The organism is Bradyrhizobium sp. CCBAU 53421, from assembly GCF_015291625.1.
In the GTDB taxonomy this organism is placed as follows: domain Bacteria; phylum Pseudomonadota; class Alphaproteobacteria; order Rhizobiales; family Xanthobacteraceae; genus Bradyrhizobium.
Genome location: NZ_CP030047.1, coordinates 7243744 through 7258115 on the forward strand (window position 1 = coordinate 7243744; position 14372 = coordinate 7258115).

14 protein-coding genes are annotated in these 14372 nt (G+C 65.5%); 5 read left to right on the forward strand and 9 right to left on the reverse strand.

The features are described 5' to 3' along the window. The first annotated feature begins 17 nt into the window (after positions 1 to 17). Positions 18 to 1178 (forward strand): ABC transporter substrate-binding protein, encoded by a 1161-nt coding sequence (locus tag XH92_RS34030; RefSeq protein WP_194456044.1) that lies wholly within the window; start codon positions 18 to 20, stop codon positions 1176 to 1178. A 4-nt stretch (positions 1179 to 1182) separates the two neighbouring features. Then, on the forward strand, positions 1183 to 1929 hold the full coding sequence (locus XH92_RS34035) for an NAD(P)H-dependent oxidoreductase (RefSeq protein ID WP_194456045.1): 747 nt from the start codon (positions 1183 to 1185) through the stop codon (positions 1927 to 1929). Positions 1930 to 1939: 10 nt separating this feature from the next. On the opposite strand, the gene XH92_RS34040 is transcribed toward XH92_RS34035, so the two are convergent. From XH92_RS34040 to XH92_RS34080, 9 genes are all read right to left on the reverse strand, one after another. Continuing rightward, on the reverse strand, positions 1940 to 3133 hold the full coding sequence (locus XH92_RS34040) for an acyl-CoA dehydrogenase family protein (protein ID WP_194456046.1): 1194 nt from the start codon (positions 3131 to 3133) through the stop codon (positions 1940 to 1942). Further along, on the reverse strand, positions 3130 to 4065 hold the full coding sequence (locus XH92_RS34045) for an alpha/beta hydrolase (RefSeq protein WP_194456047.1): 936 nt from the start codon (positions 4063 to 4065) through the stop codon (positions 3130 to 3132). Before XH92_RS34045 ends, XH92_RS34040 begins: the two co-directional genes overlap by 4 nt. Then, the gene (locus tag XH92_RS34050; RefSeq protein ID WP_194456048.1) at positions 4065 to 4817 is read right to left on the reverse strand and encodes an SDR family NAD(P)-dependent oxidoreductase; all 753 of its coding nucleotides are present in this window, start codon (positions 4815 to 4817) and stop codon (positions 4065 to 4067) included. The genes XH92_RS34045 and XH92_RS34050 overlap by 1 nt, the downstream gene beginning before the upstream one ends. Before the next feature lie 3 nt (positions 4818 to 4820). Next, entirely contained in the window at positions 4821 to 5615 is a 795-nt protein-coding gene (locus tag XH92_RS34055; protein ID WP_194456049.1) for an enoyl-CoA hydratase/isomerase family protein, read from the reverse strand. Positions 5616 to 5628: 13 nt separating this feature from the next. After that, positions 5629 to 6126, reverse strand: a complete 498-nt coding sequence (locus XH92_RS34060; protein ID WP_157340290.1) for an aromatic-ring-hydroxylating dioxygenase subunit beta — start codon at positions 6124 to 6126, stop codon at positions 5629 to 5631. Beyond that, on the reverse strand, positions 6126 to 7385 hold the full coding sequence (locus XH92_RS34065; RefSeq protein WP_194456050.1) for a Rieske 2Fe-2S domain-containing protein: 1260 nt from the start codon (positions 7383 to 7385) through the stop codon (positions 6126 to 6128). The genes XH92_RS34060 and XH92_RS34065 overlap by 1 nt, the downstream gene beginning before the upstream one ends. 190 nt (positions 7386 to 7575) lie before the next feature. Continuing rightward, positions 7576 to 8070 (reverse strand): hypothetical protein, encoded by a 495-nt coding sequence (locus XH92_RS34070; protein WP_194456051.1) that lies wholly within the window; start codon positions 8068 to 8070, stop codon positions 7576 to 7578. After that, the gene (locus XH92_RS34075) at positions 8067 to 9140 is read right to left on the reverse strand and encodes a phosphotransferase family protein (protein ID WP_194456052.1); all 1074 of its coding nucleotides are present in this window, start codon (positions 9138 to 9140) and stop codon (positions 8067 to 8069) included. Before XH92_RS34075 ends, XH92_RS34070 begins: the two co-directional genes overlap by 4 nt. After that, positions 9137 to 10690, reverse strand: a complete 1554-nt coding sequence (locus XH92_RS34080; protein WP_194456053.1) for a long-chain fatty acid--CoA ligase — start codon at positions 10688 to 10690, stop codon at positions 9137 to 9139. Before XH92_RS34080 ends, XH92_RS34075 begins: the two co-directional genes overlap by 4 nt. Before the next feature lie 201 nt (positions 10691 to 10891). On the opposite strand from XH92_RS34080, the gene XH92_RS34085 reads away from it, so the two are divergent. Genes XH92_RS34085 through XH92_RS34095 form a run of 3 tightly spaced genes read left to right on the forward strand, consistent with a single transcriptional unit; the run spans position 10892 to position 14211 of the window. Further along, positions 10892 to 12115 carry an ABC transporter substrate-binding protein gene (locus tag XH92_RS34085; RefSeq protein WP_194456054.1) on the forward strand — a complete coding sequence of 408 codons (1224 nt, stop codon included), beginning with the start codon at positions 10892 to 10894 and terminating at the stop codon, positions 12113 to 12115. 54 nt (positions 12116 to 12169) lie between these two features. Then, a complete protein-coding gene (locus XH92_RS34090; RefSeq protein ID WP_194456055.1) occupies positions 12170 to 13285 on the forward strand; it encodes a hypothetical protein in 1116 nt (371 codons plus the stop codon). After that, positions 13285 to 14211, forward strand: a complete 927-nt coding sequence (locus XH92_RS34095) for an acyl-CoA thioesterase II (RefSeq protein ID WP_194456056.1) — start codon at positions 13285 to 13287, stop codon at positions 14209 to 14211. Before XH92_RS34090 ends, XH92_RS34095 begins: the two co-directional genes overlap by 1 nt. Positions 14212 to 14372: the final 161 nt, after the last annotated feature.

A 14372-nucleotide genomic window follows, 5' to 3' on the forward strand; every position in this document is an offset into this window, starting at 1 on the left:
ACCATGAGGAGGAGACAATGATCAAGCATCTGGCGGCGGCCGCGCTGCTGCTCACCACGGCCTGTCTTGCCATCGGCCCCGCTGCAGCCGCCGACCCGGGGATCACCGACACCGAGATCCTGATCGGTGACGTCGAACCCCTGACCGGCCCGCCGGCGCTGCTTGGCGTCGCGGCCTCGATCGGCCACAAGATCGCGATCGCGGAAGCCAATGCCGCCGGCGGCATCAACGGCCGCAAGATCAAATATGTGCTGGAGGACGATGGCTACGTCACCGCGCGCACCATCCAGGGCGTCAAGAAGGTGATCGACGTCGACAAGGTGTTCGCGATGATCGGGATCTCCGGCTCGGGCCAGTCGATCGCCGTGATGCCGGTGCTGGAGAAATCCGGCATCCCGACCGTGATCGACGTCGCGCCGGTCAAGTTCCTGTGGGAGCCGCCACGCAAGAATGTGTTCGTGGTCGGCCAATCCTACGAGGAAGGCATCATCCACCTCGTCAATTTCCTCGCCGACAAGAACCCCGGTAAGAAATGGGGCCTGATCACCCAGGACGACGATTACGGCATCACGGTGCGCGACGGCTTCGATTCGGTCGTCAAGGCCAAGAAGCTGAACGTCGTCTACAGCGGCAATTACAAGAAGGGCCAGCAGGACTTCTCGTCCGACATGCTGCAGCTGAAGGATTCCGGCACCGAGGTGTTCCTGGCCGGCGGCATCATCGCCGAGAACATCGCAATGATGAAGGAGCTCGAGAAGCTCAGCATCAAGCCGGTGACCGGCATCTTCTGGCCGGGCCGCATCGAGCCGGTGCTGAAGCTGATGGGTCCGGCCGGCGACGGCATCTACGCGGTCGACTATGTCGAGCCGTTCGCCGGCGCGGCCGGCAAGGCATTCCTGGAGAAAGCCAAGCCGCTGGTGTCGGAGGCCGAGCTCAAGGGCATCAACCGCTACACCATGACGGGCTATGCCGCCGCGAAGGTGTTGATCTCGGCGATCGAGCGCTGCGGCAAGCAGCCGACCTGGGCCTGCACCATCGCGGAGCTGGAGAAGACCAAGAACGTCGAGACCGGCGTGATGGCGCCGATCAGCTTCGGCCCCGGCGTCCGCTTCTCCAACCAGAAGCTGCAGATCATGCAGGCCGATACGGCGACGCTCAGCTTCAAGCCGGTGGACTAGAACCATGAAGGTCCTGATCGTCTTTGCCCATCAGGAGGCGCAGTCGTTCAACGCTGCGCTGCTGGCGCGGTCGGTGGCGGAGCTGACCGCGCTCGGGCATACGGTCAGGATCTCCGATCTCTACGCCATGCGCTTCAATCCGGTGGCGACATCAGACGATTTCGGCGCGCGGCGGTTTCCCGACCGGCTGCAATATGACCGCGAGCAGAAATACAATCTGCAACAGGGGGCGCTCAGCGGCGACATCGCCGCCGAGATCGAGAAGCTGCTGTGGTGCGACCTCCTGATCCTGCAGTTTCCGCTGTGGTGGTTCTCCGTTCCCGCCATCATGAAGGGCTGGATCGACCGCGTGTTCGTCAACGGCGCGGTCTACGGCGCGGGTCGTCGCTACGACACCGGCGGCCTTGCCGGCCGCCGCGCCATGGTGGTGACCTCGACCGCCGCCTATCCCGGAATGTGCGCGCCCGACGGGCTGGTCGGCGCGCTCGACGTCGTGCTGTGGCCGATCCAGAACGGCACCCTGGCCTATGCCGGCTGCAAGGTGCTGCCGCCCTTCGTGTCGTATTCGGTGAATTTCGTCGACGAGGCCACGCGGCACCGCTATCTCGACGGCTACGCCGAGCGGCTGCGTCGGATCGAGACCACCGAACCGCTGTTCTTCCATCCGCTCGCGGATTTCGGCGAGGATTGGCGGCTGAAGCCGGGGATTGCGGCGCAGACTGTCGGCCAGGGCAAGCCGGCGTCGAGGTAACGGCCGTCCCTTACATTCGCTTCGCCACTTCTTCCAGCATCACCTCGGTGGCACCGCCGCCGATGGTCAGCACGCGGGCGTCGCGCACCATGCGCTCGATCGGCGTGCCGCGCATGAAGCCGCTTCCGCCGTGCAGTTGCAGGCAGCCATGCACGACCTCGTGCAGCACCTCCGGCGACAGCGCCTTGACCATCGACACCTCGCGCAAACACTCCTGCCCGGCCGCCGCGAGCTCGGCGGCCTGGTAAGCCAGCGCGCGCGCCGCGGCCGCCTTGGCCGCGAGCTGGGCGAGCTTCAGCCGCACGCCCTGCTGGTTCCAGAGCGGGCCGCCGAACGCCTGCCGCGTCTTCACATAGTTCGTCGTCAACTCGATCGCCTTGGCGGACTCGCCGGCGCAGATGCCGCCGATACACATGCGTTCGTTCTGGAACGTCTCCATGATGCCATAGAACCCCTTGTTCTCCTCGCCGAGCAGATTCTCCGCCGGCACCCGGACGTCCTGGAAGCCGAGCTCGGCGGTGTCCGAGCAGAGCCAGCCATGCTTGTCGAGTTTTGTCGCCGTGATGCCCGGCGTGTTGCGCTCGACGATGAACAGCGAAATGCCGCGGCTGCCCTTGGCGTGCGGATCGGTGCGCGCGGCGACGATCAGGATATCGCCATAGACCGCGTTGGTGATGAACATCTTAGCGCCATTGATCACCCAATGATCGCCGTCGCGCCGCGCACGCGTCTTGAGGCCCGCGACGTCGGAGCCCGCGTCGGGCTCGGTCACCGCGATCGAACAGACCGTCTCGCCGCGGATGATCGCCGGCAGAAATTTCTGCTTCTGCTCCGGCGTGCCGCGCAAGGAGATGTGCACAGCGGACATGTCGGTATGAACCAGGATCGACGAGGTGAAGCCGCCGAAGCTCGAGCGCCCGAGCTCCTCGGCGAACACCATCGAGGCCAGCGGCCCCATGTCGGTGCCGCCATATTCGGCGGCATGGCGCATGCCGAGGAAGCCGAGCGCACCCATGCGGCGATAAATCTCGCGCGGGATCTTGCCGTCGCGCTCCCACGCCTCGGCCTGCGGCACCACTTCCTTCTCGACAAAGCGGCGCACCTGCTCCCGCAGCATGCGCAGTTCCTCGGGCAGATTGGGCTGCTCCGGGAAATGGAATTCGGTCTCGGTGAGCTGGCGCGGATCCGGGGTCATGACGTTCATTGTGGCGCTCTCTGATGGCCAATGTGAAGGTGGTTGCGCAGAAAATCCGCGAGGGCCGTGATCGCCTCTCGCGCCTGCGGAATTTCGGGGAACATCTGGAAGACGTGGATCATACCGTCCCAGAGCTGTAGTTCCACGTCGCAGCCGGCGGCTTTCGCCTTTGCGGCCAGCTCCGTTGAGTCATCGCGCACGGTTTCGCGGTCGCCGACCTGCACCAGCAGCGGCGGTAGACCAGCGAGATCGGCAAAAAGCGGCGAGGCCAGCGGATCGCAGGGATTACCGTCCTTGCCGAGATAGTTCTCGGCGAGCGCCAGGATCATCGCACGCTGGTGGATCGGATCGGCCTCGGCCCTGCTCTGATAGCTCGCGCCGCTCGCGGTGAGATCGGTCCAGGGCGACATCAGCGCGCCGGCCGTGGGGAGCGGCAGGCCGCGATCTCTCGCGGCGAGCATCGCAGCGAGCACGAGATTGCCGCCGGCGGAGTCCCCGGCGAAGGCAATCTGTGCAGGACGCAGTCCCTGATCGCGAAGATACTGATAGGCAATCAACGCATCATCCAGCGCCGCCGGAAAGCGATGCTCCGGCGCGAGGCGATAGTTGATCGAGAGTACCCGGCAGCCGGACGCATCGGCGATCCGCGCGGCCAGATCGCGATGCGAAGCGATCGAGCCGATGCGAAAACCGCCACCGTGAAAATACAGGATCGCCTTGTCGCGCGGTGCGCCTGGCGGCACGAGCCATTCGCCATCGACGCCGCCGGCGGAAACCGGCTGGCAGCTCACCGGCACCGAGCAGCCGGCAAAGGCTTTGTCCCAATCGCTGCGCATCTGCGCCACTGATGTATCGCGGGTCCAGCCGCGATAGATCGCACGCAAACGCTCGATCGCGCGATCGACCGGCGCGATGGCGATATCGTCGCCCGCGGTACCCATCAGCCGCCGATGCCCATGCCGCCGGAAACGCCAAGCGTTTCGCCGGTGATGTAGGCGGCCTGGTCGGAGGCCAGGAACAGCGCGGCGGCCGCAACCTCCTCCGGCTCACCGAGCCGGCCGAGCAGCGTCGCGCCGGTCATCGCCTGCAGGATCTTGTCGCCGCCTTTTGCCACCGCCTGCTCCAGCATCGGCGTGCGGATCGGTCCCGGCGCGATCGCATTCGCGGTGATGCGATAGCGCGCGTTCTCCCGCGCGATGCTCCGGGTGAAGGAGATCACGCCGCCCTTGGCCGCGGAATAGACCGCGCCGCCCTTGGAGCCGAGCCGCGCCGCCTCCGAGGTCACATTGATGATGCGGCCGAACCGTGCCGCCTGCATCGCCGGCAGCGCGGCGTGGGTGCAGGCCAGCACCGAAGTGAGATTGACCGCGATCAGCCGCGCCCAATCGTCGGCTGACGTGTCGGTGAAGAAAGCATGCTGATCGATGCCGGCATTGTTGACGACGATGTCGAACGGGCCATCCTGCGCCATCATGGCCTGCACCGCCGTGGCATCGCTGACGTCGAGCCCGGCGACCACAGCGCCGGTCTCGCGCGCGAGCTCCGAGGCCGCGGCGACGTCGAGATCGGCGATCACGACCCTGGCACCTGCTCCGGCAAAGCAGCGGACGATCGCAGCACCGATGCCGCGCGCGCCGCCGGAGACGAAGGCACGGCGGCCGTCGAGGCGTCCGAATGGCAAGGTGCCAGCCACGTCTTAGCGCCCCGTGAAGACAGGCTTGCGCCGCTCGATCACGGCGGCGAGCCCTTCGCGCGCATCGGCCATCCCCGAGAGCTCGGCAACGGTACGCGCCTCTTCCGACAAGCATTGCTCGATGCTGGTGCCGGTGCCGGCCCAGACCAGCCGCTTGGTCGCGGCCAGCGCCTTCGGCGCGCCGGCCGCCAGCTCGCGCGCCAGTGCGAGCGATGCGTCGGCAAGCTCCGCATCAGGCACCACCTTGGTGACGATGCCCATCTGCAGCGCCTCGGCGGCTGATATCACCGGGTTGGTCAGCAGGATCGACATCGCCCGCCGCAGGCCGACCAGCCGCGACAGCGTGACGGAGACGCCGGCATCCGGCGCCATCGCGACCCGCGTCGCGCCGGCAAGGAATTTTGCCGACTCCGCCGCGATCACGATATCGGAAGCGCAGACCAGACCGAAGCCGCCGCCGCCTGCCGCAAAGCCCTGCACCGAAGCGACTACCGGCGCCTCCAGCCGCAGCAATCCGGTGACCGCATTCTGCAGATAGGCGGTGGCCTGCCGGATATAGTCGGGCAGCTTCTCGCCCTTGGAGGCAAAGGCGCGGACATCGCCGCCCGCGCAGAAGTTCGTGCCCTCGCCGCTCAGCAGCACGACGCGCAGGTCCGGATGGCCGTGGCAGGCCATGATGGCGTCGCACAACGCGCTCAGCAGTTCTGCGCTCATGCCGTTGGCAGCGTCGGGGCGGTTGAGCCGCAGCCGCGCGATGCCGTCGGTGATGTCGAGCAGGACGGGACCCTTGTCGATCATGGCAAGATCTCTCCTAGACCAGGAATGACAGCGTGTAGATCGCCTTGTCGTTGTTGACGAGGATGACCTTCTTGCTGGCCATCCGCAATTCGCCGTCGACATGGCGCAGCCGGTATTCGTTGCGCGCCGCCCACAGCGTGTCGTCGCGCAGGCTCGACTCGAAGATCAGGCTGTTGCTGGCGACCGCGATGTCGCCATCGTCCGGCTGCTCGTCCATCAACTCGATGTTGGAGATCAGCCGGCGCAGGTTCGACTGCGGTGTCTGGGTGAAATGCTTGCCGGTCATCAGCTGCCGGACGCGCAGCGCGATCCGCGAGCGGTTATCGTAGATGATCGACATCTGCCGCTCCGGGTCGATGTCGGCGCCGTTGGCCGGCACCCAATAGACGCCGTCGTCGGTCCAGAGCTTTTCCCAGGCCTCGTATTGATGCTCGTCCTGCAATCGCGCCTCGCGATAAAGGAAGGCGGTGATGGCGCTCATCAACGTGGCGCTGCTCTCGCGCGACAGCATCAGGCAGGCTCCATCAGCTTGCGATAATGGGTCCAGATGCCGCGCGACGGCACCTCGTCGGTGACGTGGCCGACCGTGAAGCCGAGTTCGTCCTGCCGCTGGCGCTTCTCGCCGCGGCCGAGGAAGATCCATTCCGGATTGCGCGCCAGCACCCCGCGATGGCAGCGCTCGTACATCTCGGAATCATCCGCGAGCAGGAAGCCGGCCGGGCCGACCGAGCCCATGGTCTGCTGGCGCAGTCTCCGGTTCAGATCGGGCGCCCCCTTGAATTGCAGCGCCGTGACATGCTGCACGCTGTCGTCGACGCCGAGCGGCTGGATCACGAACATCTGGATCTCGGCGATGAACAGGTTCGGGAAGATCATCACATGCGGCGTGCCGTCGATCATGATCTCGCGCGCCGCGCTGTCGCCATAGGCGGTCTTCATGCGCGCGGTGTAGTCGGGCAGCCGCTCCTCGCTGGTGCCGAACCAGCTCATCGGCGCGTCGCGTTTGCGAAACTCGGGCCGCAAATCGATCTCGGTATGGCCGTTGCCATAGTCACGGGTCAGCGCGGTCGAGGCGCCGCCATAGAGCTTGCCGATCATGCTGTCGGCAACGCCGAAGATCGAGGTGTGCACGAAGGCCGGGTGATAGCCGTCGCACTCGTTCTCCAGGATGAACTTCCAGTTCGCCTTGACGCGATGCTTGAGGAAGCCCGCCGTGATCTCGACCTCACCCTCCGGCGATGATCGTACCAGGCGATCGATGGTCTCGGCGGCGCCGCCGAGATGTTCCTTCAGGGTCGGGCCTTCGGCCGCGAACGAGCCGAACACGAAGCCGCGATAGGACTCGACACGCGCCACCCGCCCGAGCGCGAGCTGCGCCTTGTCCTGCCCCTCGTATCCGTCGGGAAAGGCGTAGCCGACCAGGCGGCCGTCATTGGCGAAGGTCCAGGAGTGGAACGGACAGGTAAACGAGCGCGCATTGCCGCGCTCGAACGAGCAGACCTGGTTGCCGCGATGCGAGCAGCGGTTGAGCAGCAGGTTGACCTTGCCCTGCTCGTCGCGCGTCATGATCACGGATTGCGGGCCGATCGATTTGACGACGTAGTCGTTGGCATTAGGCACCTCGCTCTCGTGCCCGACATAGACCCAGGTGCGGTACCAGATGTTCTTGAGCTCGGCCTCGAAGATCTCGGGGTCGGTGTAGAGCGATCCGTGCACCCGGTCGGGCCGGATCAACCGCTCCCATGGCGAGACGCCGGTCATCATGTTCATCGCTCCGTCTCCCTCGCCGGCCGCTTGCCGCGGATGCCTTTACCGGCCCATCAATAATAATCCGAACGACCGTTCGGTCAATGAATAGCACGAGCGCCGCGGACCGGCAAGCTTCTTTCCCAGCGACACCACTGATTTCCCGGAACACCGCACAAAGATGCAATTCCGGGCAGCCGGCGGCGCAACGGCCTCAGCCCTGCGCCTCGCCGCCCGCGATCTGCTGCAACATCGACTTCGGCGTCGTCGCGAGCTCGATCTTGAGCTGGTCGCAGATCGCCCGGCGCAACAGGCGCTCAATCTCGCCCGCAGCATCGCGATTGGCCGCACGCGCCCCCTCGCCGCTCGCCCAGAGCAGAAGCTGCCCCAGCCGCCGGTCGCCATCGTCGCGGAGCGCCTCGATCATGGTGGCGTCGGACATGTCGCCCGGGATACGCGGCGTCGCCGGAATCTCCGGATGCACCATGCCGTCGGTCAACCGTTTGACCGCCGCAAAAGTATCGTCCTGCAAACGCACCTGCTCGAGCAGCGGTCCGGCCTTCCAGTCAGCCGCGAGCTTCAGCCCGTTCAACGCGTAGATCGCGGAGAACACCTGGCCGCGGACGAAATCGTCGTTGCTGTTCGGCACGACATGGCTTTGCAGGGCATCGATGATGCCGTCGATCAACCGCTCAAAGGATGCACTCATGCCGCGGCCTCCAATGCGCGCTCGAAAGCCCGCACGATCGACGGCATCTGGCTTGCCATCACCGCGAGGCGCATGTCGTTGAAGCGATCGACCTCGAAGGCGCGCACCGCGCACATCTGGATCGCCGCCGCCTGATACAGCGCATAAGCCTCGTAGAAGGCGAGGCTCTTGTCCGAGACCGCAATGCCGGAGGCACGCTGATAGAGATCGATCACCTCCGCGCGCTCGAGCACGCCATAGAGTTTGCGACTCCTGGCGTTGAAGGTCGGCATCATCGCCCAGGCCAGATCCTCATGGGGATCGCCGAGGTGCGTGAGCTCCCAATCAAGGATGGCGGTGATCCGCCCATTGTGCTCGATGAAATTCCCGATCCGGTAATCGCCATGCACGACGGTGCGGCATGGCGGCGGCGGGCAGTTATCTTCAAGCCAGCGTCCGCCCCAATCGAGCAGCGGATAATAGCGTGCCGTCGGCCGCGCCAGCGAGGCGCGCCAGCCGGCGATCGCGCCGACTTCGGCGCGGAGCCCGCCTTGTTGCAGCGATGCGAATGGCGTTCCGCTCGCGTCGATCCGGTGCAGCGATGCGAGGATCTCGACGAACTGCCGGGCGATCGCGCGCTTGTGGTCCGGGTCGAGCTCGCTCGCCGCCCAGGGTGCAGGTACATCGCCCTCGACATGCGTACAGATGAAGAACGGGAAGCCGATCTCGGCGCTACCCTGTTCAAACGACACCAGCGCCGGAACCGGCACGCCGGAGCCGGCAAGCGACTGCAGCGCATAGACCTGCGGCAGCACCGAGTAAGGCGCAAACAACCCGTTCGGCGGACCGACGCGCAGGATCAGCTTGCGGTCTCCGTCAGCCGCAGAGCGCGCCACGAAGGCATAGGTGATCCAGGAGAAGCCCGACGATTTGCGGCCGAAGCTCGTGATCTCCGTCCGGCTCCCGGATATCCGCGACAGATGCCGCGCGAGACCGGTCCGCACCGCGTCGTCATTCACCACGACAGGGCGAGCGGGCTCCGGCGCGACATCCGACTCGTCGCCGGATCGTTTGGCAGCCTCCTGCTTCAATTGACCGACCTCGTATAGCCCTGCCACTTCTCCTCACGCAGCGCCGACTTCATGATCTTGCCGGAACCGGTCAGCGGCAACGGCTCGAGACGGATGTCGACCGAGCGCGGGCATTTGTAGCCGGCGATCAGGGTGCGGCAATGCGCGATCACCATGTCGGAATCGAGCCGCGCGCCGTCCTTCGGCACCACGATCGCGTGCACCGCCTCGCCCCATTGCGGATCGGGCACCGCGATGACGGCGCATTCCTTGACCTGCTCGTGCTGGAAGATCGCGTTCTCCACCTCGCCGGAATAGACATTCTCGCCGCCGGAGACGATCATGTCCTTCAGGCGATCGACGATATAGACGAAGCCGTCCTCATCCATCCAGGCGCCGTCGCCGGTGTGCAGCCAGCCGTTGCGCAACACCCGCGCGCTCTCCTCGGGCTTGCGCCAGTAGCCGAGCATCACGCCGGCGCCGCGGATCGCGATCTCGCCGACGGTGCCGCGCGGCACTTCATTGCCCGCAGCATCGATGATGCGGATCTCGACGCCGGGCGCCGCCCGCCCAGCCGATTTGCGCTTGCCCGCCAGCGGTCCCTCCAGCGCGTGATACTCCCACGGCAGGATGGTCGCCAGCGCCGCGCTCTCGGTCATGCCGTAGCCCTGATGGAAGCGCCAGCTCGGCAGCACGCGCATCAGCTTGACCAGCAGCGCATCCGGCATCGGCGAGGCGCCATACTCGCAATCCCTGACGCTGCTCAGATCATATGCGCCGAACGACGGATGATTGAGCATCATGTTGAGCATGGTCGGCACGAACAGGCAGTAATCCACTCTGTGCTCGGCGATCGTCTTCATCGCGAGCTCGGGCTCGAATTTCGGGATGGTGACATGGGCGCCCCCAACGAGCGTGAGCGCGATCATCGGCGAGGTGCCGGCCAGATGAAACATGCCGGCCGAGTGCAGATACCGGGTATCTTCGCGGAACCGGAGCGCATAGATCCAGACCAGCGATTCATAGATGATGTTGGCATGCGACAGCATCACGCCCTTGGGAAAACCGGTGGTGCCGCCGGTGTAGAAGATGCCCGCGAGATCATTGTAGGCGCCGGATGCATCCGCGATCGGCGCGTTCGCAATGAGTTCGTCATAACCCTGCATGCCGCCAGGGACCGGTCCCTCGTCCAGATAGACCATCGCGGTAAGTGATTTCGCACCACGCAGCGCCGAGCCGATCTCGGCAAAGGCCTTGTCGACCAGCAGCAATTTCGGCGTGGAATCGTCGATCGCATAGGCATTCTCGGCGACCGCCCAGCGGGTGTTGAGCGGCACTGCGACCGCACCGGCCCAGGCGATGGCATAGAGCGCCTCGATATAGAGATCGCTGTTGTGCGCAAGGATCGCAACGCGATCGCCGGCCTCGATGCCGAGCCGCCGCAGCCCGCCCGCGGCACAGGCGACGCGATGGCCGATCTCCTTCCAGCTTCGCGACCGTCCGGCATGGATGGTGCCGGGCGCATCCTTGCGCAACTGCACTGCCGAGATGAGCGCCTGCGTCAGCTTCATGTTTCCTCCTTGCCGCCATTCGGCCGCGCACGCGCGGATGTTTCCGTCACGCGTGAGGCTGATATCCCTGCCCGGAGATTCCAGTTGATAATCCGGACATACGGTCTATTATTACATAGCCGATGCGGCGGGTAAAGCCTTTGCCGGCTCCGCCGTCGGGATCAACGAGCCCCGCAAAAGAGGGCGTCATGGGAGGGGAAGATGCGGAAGCTAATCGCAACGCTTGCCGTGTGGGCGCTCGCGCTCAGCGGAGGGCTCGGAACAGCGAACGCCCAGAAGGCCTATGGTCCAGGAGTTAGCGACACCGAAATCCTGCTCGGCGCCAACGCGCCCTACAGCGGACCGGCGTCGATCTATGCGAGCTTTCCGAAGACCATGCTCGCCTATTTCACGATGTTGAACGAGAAAGGCGGCATCAACGGCCGCCACATCAACTTCCTGACCCGCGACGACGCCTATAGCCCGCCCAAGACCGTGGAGGTGACGCGCGCGCTGGTCGAGAACGACAAGGTGCTCGCGATCATGGCGCCGTTCGGCACGCCGACCAACGCCGCGATCCAGAAATATCTCAACAGCAACGGCGTTCCGCAACTCCTGGTGCAGAGCGGCGGCACCCGCTGGAACGATCCCAAGCAGTTCCCCTGGACGACGCCCTACTCGCCGACCTACGTCAACGAGTCCCGGATCATCGCCCGCTACGTGCTGCGCGAGAAGCCGGATGCCAAGATCGGCGTGCTGCTGCAGGCCGACGACATCGGCAAGGATTTTGTGCTCGGCCTGAAGGAAGGCCTCGGCGCCAAGGCCGACACCATGATCGTCAAGGAGGCGATGTATCAGTCGACCGAGCCCACTATCGACTCGCAGATCGTGAATCTGAAGGCGTCCGGTGCCGATACAATCTTGATCGCCGCGCAAAACAAGTTCGCCTCGATGGCGATCCGCAAGATCCACGAGCTCGGATGGAAACCGCTGATCTTCCTCGGCTCGACCGCGAATTCGATCGCCGGCGTGCTGGTGCCGGCGGGCATTGAGGCCTCGACCGGCATCCTGACCACGACCTCCTACAAGACACCCAACGATCCGGCCTGGGCCAATGACAAGGGCATGGCCGACTATCTCGCCTTCGCCGCGAAATACATGCCGGGGATGGACCCGAACGACGTGATCGCGGTGACCGGCTACACCACGGCGCAGCTCGGCGCCATCATCCTGCAACGCTGCGGCGACAACCTCACGCGGGAGAACGTGCTGAAGCAGGCCACCAACCTCAGCGGCATCGAGCTGCCGATGCTGCTCCCGGGCATCACGATCCAGACCACGCCGCAGGATTACGCGGCGATCACCGAACGCCGCTTCGCCCGCTTCGACGGCAAGACCTGGGGGCTGTTCGGCGACATCGTGGGCGCGGGTCCGGCCAAGGATTGATCCCGCGCCGGCCATCCATCTGACCGAACCGGCTCAAACATAAGGACAAGAACAATGCTGACAGCCCAGGACGATCTCATCGGCCACCAGACGCCGCAGCCGTTTGCCAAGGCCGGCGGCGGCGATGTCAGGTTCACCGAGCGCTACTGGTACACCGCGCATCCGATCGACGGCAGCGAGCTGCTGATCGACATCGGGCTCGGCTATTACCCGAACCGCAACGTAATGGACGGCTTTGCCGGCATCAGCATCGGCCGCCGCCAACACAACTTCCGCGCCTCGCGCCGGCTCGGGACCCGTCCGCTGGAGACGGAAGTCGGCGGGCTCAGGATCGAGATCGTCGAAGGCAACAGCCTGCACAGGGTCTCGCTCGCCGACAATCCGTCCGGGATCAGCTTTGAGCTCGAATTCAAGGCGAGCTTCCCGGCGGCGCAGGAGAAGCAGAATTTCCGCGAGCGCAACGGCGTCGTCGAGGAAGACCTCGCGCGCGTCTCGCAATTCGGCCGCTGGCGCGGCTGGATCGTCGCCGACGGCAAGCGCTACGAGATCGAGCCGGAACAATGGTGGGGACAGCGCGATCGTTCCTGGGGCCTGCGCTCGGAGATGCGCACCGACGAGACAACGCCGCCGGTCGCAACCCATCGCAATTTCTTCTGGACCTGGTCGATGTTCCAGTTCGAGACGTCCGCGCTGTCGATCTTCATCAAGGAGCGCACGCCGGGCAAGCCGCATTACCTCTCCGGCACCGAGTTCCGCCGCGAGGCCGACGGATCGGTGTCGCATCGCGAGGTGACCTCGGTCGAGCACGCGATCGAATGGGCCGACGATCCGCTCGGCCAGACCATCGCGGTGGCCGACTTCACCTTCAGCTTCGAGCGCGGCGAGCCGCGCCGCGTCAGGATGCTGGGATTGCCGACGCGATTTTATCTGAAGGCCGGCATGTATGGCGGCCTGCAAGGCTGGACCCACGGCGACGACCGCGGCGAGAGCCATGCCGCCCACGACATCTGGAACCTCGACGACGCGGCGACACGCGCCATCGCTCGGACGCTGTCGGACCATGTCGTCCGGCTCGAAAGCGGCAACGAAACCGGATTCGGCATCAGCGAATACGGCGTCGCCGCCGGCTATCCGCTCTATCCCGGACCGCAGAAATTCCCGGCGATGTGATGGACGGGCAAGGCATCCGCGTCGCGGAGGGACATGGCGACACCTGCGATCCGTGGGACGACAAGGCGGCGGAGGCGCTGGTCTCGCTCGAGACCATCGCGCCGCTGCGCTATCGCAGCCGCTTCGGCGACGGCAATCTCAACGGGCGCTCCTACGGCGGCCAGATCCTTGGCCAAGCCATGATGGCCGCAACGCTCAGCGCGCCCGAAGATCGCCCGGCGGCGATGCTGCAACTCCTGTTCCTGCGCGGCGCCGATCCTGTCAGGCGCATCACGTTTGACGCGGCGGTTCTGCAGGACGGCAAGCGGTTCTCCTCCCGCCATATCCTCGGCAGCCAGGGCGACGGCCGCATCGTGCTGAGCGCGCAGGCCACGTTCTGCGCAGCGCAGCCGGGTCCGCGGCACGCAGCGCCGTTTGCACGATCGGAACATCCCGAGAGCCTGCCCGATCTGAGCATGATCCCCGACCGGCTGATGGCGCAGTTGCGACCGCTCGGTCCGTATTCGCAGCACATCAAGTCCAGCATGGATTTCCGTATCCCCGAGATCGAGCGTCAGCTCTCGGCCGCGACGGCAGGGCCGCGCCTGCGCTTCTGGATCAGATCCCGCCAGCCGCTCGCCGCCGGTTCCCGCGCCCAGGCCGCGGTGTTCGCCTATCTCTCGGATTGGTGGCTCAATTTCTCCAGCGTCGGCGGCCATCTCCGCGACCTGCAGTCGCGCGCGCCGCTCTATCTGTCGAGCCTCAACCATTGCATCTGGTTTCACCGCGCATTCTCGCCCGACGCCTGGATGCATGTCGAAACCGAGAGCCCGTGCGCCGACGGTGGCCGCGGGCTGTCGATCGCCCGCGTCCATGACCGCGATGGGTCGATGCTCGCGACCTCGATCCAGGAAACCCTGATGGTGCATCCGGACGGTGATGCGTAAGCCACGCCGCGACAGTTCAGCGCGTGTCGTGATCGCGGCTGCGTAGCAGCCGTTGCCCGTGATTGGGTTCCATCGTCTGTTGAATCCCGGCAACACCGCCAGACAAAATGCGCAATCGTGCAGATTGCGCGCTTTGAATCACGAAGGCGCCGCATCCCTGT

Coding starts and splice junctions, on each gene's coding strand:
- XH92_RS34080 (WP_194456053.1), bottom strand. CDS start 10,690: ATGAAGCTGACGCAGGCGCTCATCTCGGCAGTGCAGTTGCGCAAGGAT.
- XH92_RS34070 (WP_194456051.1), bottom strand. CDS start 8,070: ATGAGTGCATCCTTTGAGCGGTTGATCGACGGCATCATCGATGCCCTG.
- XH92_RS34030 (WP_194456044.1), top strand. CDS start 18: ATGATCAAGCATCTGGCGGCGGCCGCGCTGCTGCTCACCACGGCCTGT.
- XH92_RS34035 (WP_194456045.1), top strand. CDS start 1,183: ATGAAGGTCCTGATCGTCTTTGCCCATCAGGAGGCGCAGTCGTTCAAC.
- XH92_RS34045 (WP_194456047.1), bottom strand. CDS start 4,065: ATGGGTACCGCGGGCGACGATATCGCCATCGCGCCGGTCGATCGCGCG.
- XH92_RS34085 (WP_194456054.1), top strand. CDS start 10,892: ATGCGGAAGCTAATCGCAACGCTTGCCGTGTGGGCGCTCGCGCTCAGC.
- XH92_RS34055 (WP_194456049.1), bottom strand. CDS start 5,615: ATGATCGACAAGGGTCCCGTCCTGCTCGACATCACCGACGGCATCGCG.
- XH92_RS34060 (WP_157340290.1), bottom strand. CDS start 6,126: ATGCTGTCGCGCGAGAGCAGCGCCACGTTGATGAGCGCCATCACCGCC.
- XH92_RS34090 (WP_194456055.1), top strand. CDS start 12,170: ATGCTGACAGCCCAGGACGATCTCATCGGCCACCAGACGCCGCAGCCG.
- XH92_RS34095 (WP_194456056.1), top strand. CDS start 13,285: ATGGACGGGCAAGGCATCCGCGTCGCGGAGGGACATGGCGACACCTGC.
- XH92_RS34040 (WP_194456046.1), bottom strand. CDS start 3,133: ATGAACGTCATGACCCCGGATCCGCGCCAGCTCACCGAGACCGAATTC.
- XH92_RS34065 (WP_194456050.1), bottom strand. CDS start 7,385: ATGAACATGATGACCGGCGTCTCGCCATGGGAGCGGTTGATCCGGCCC.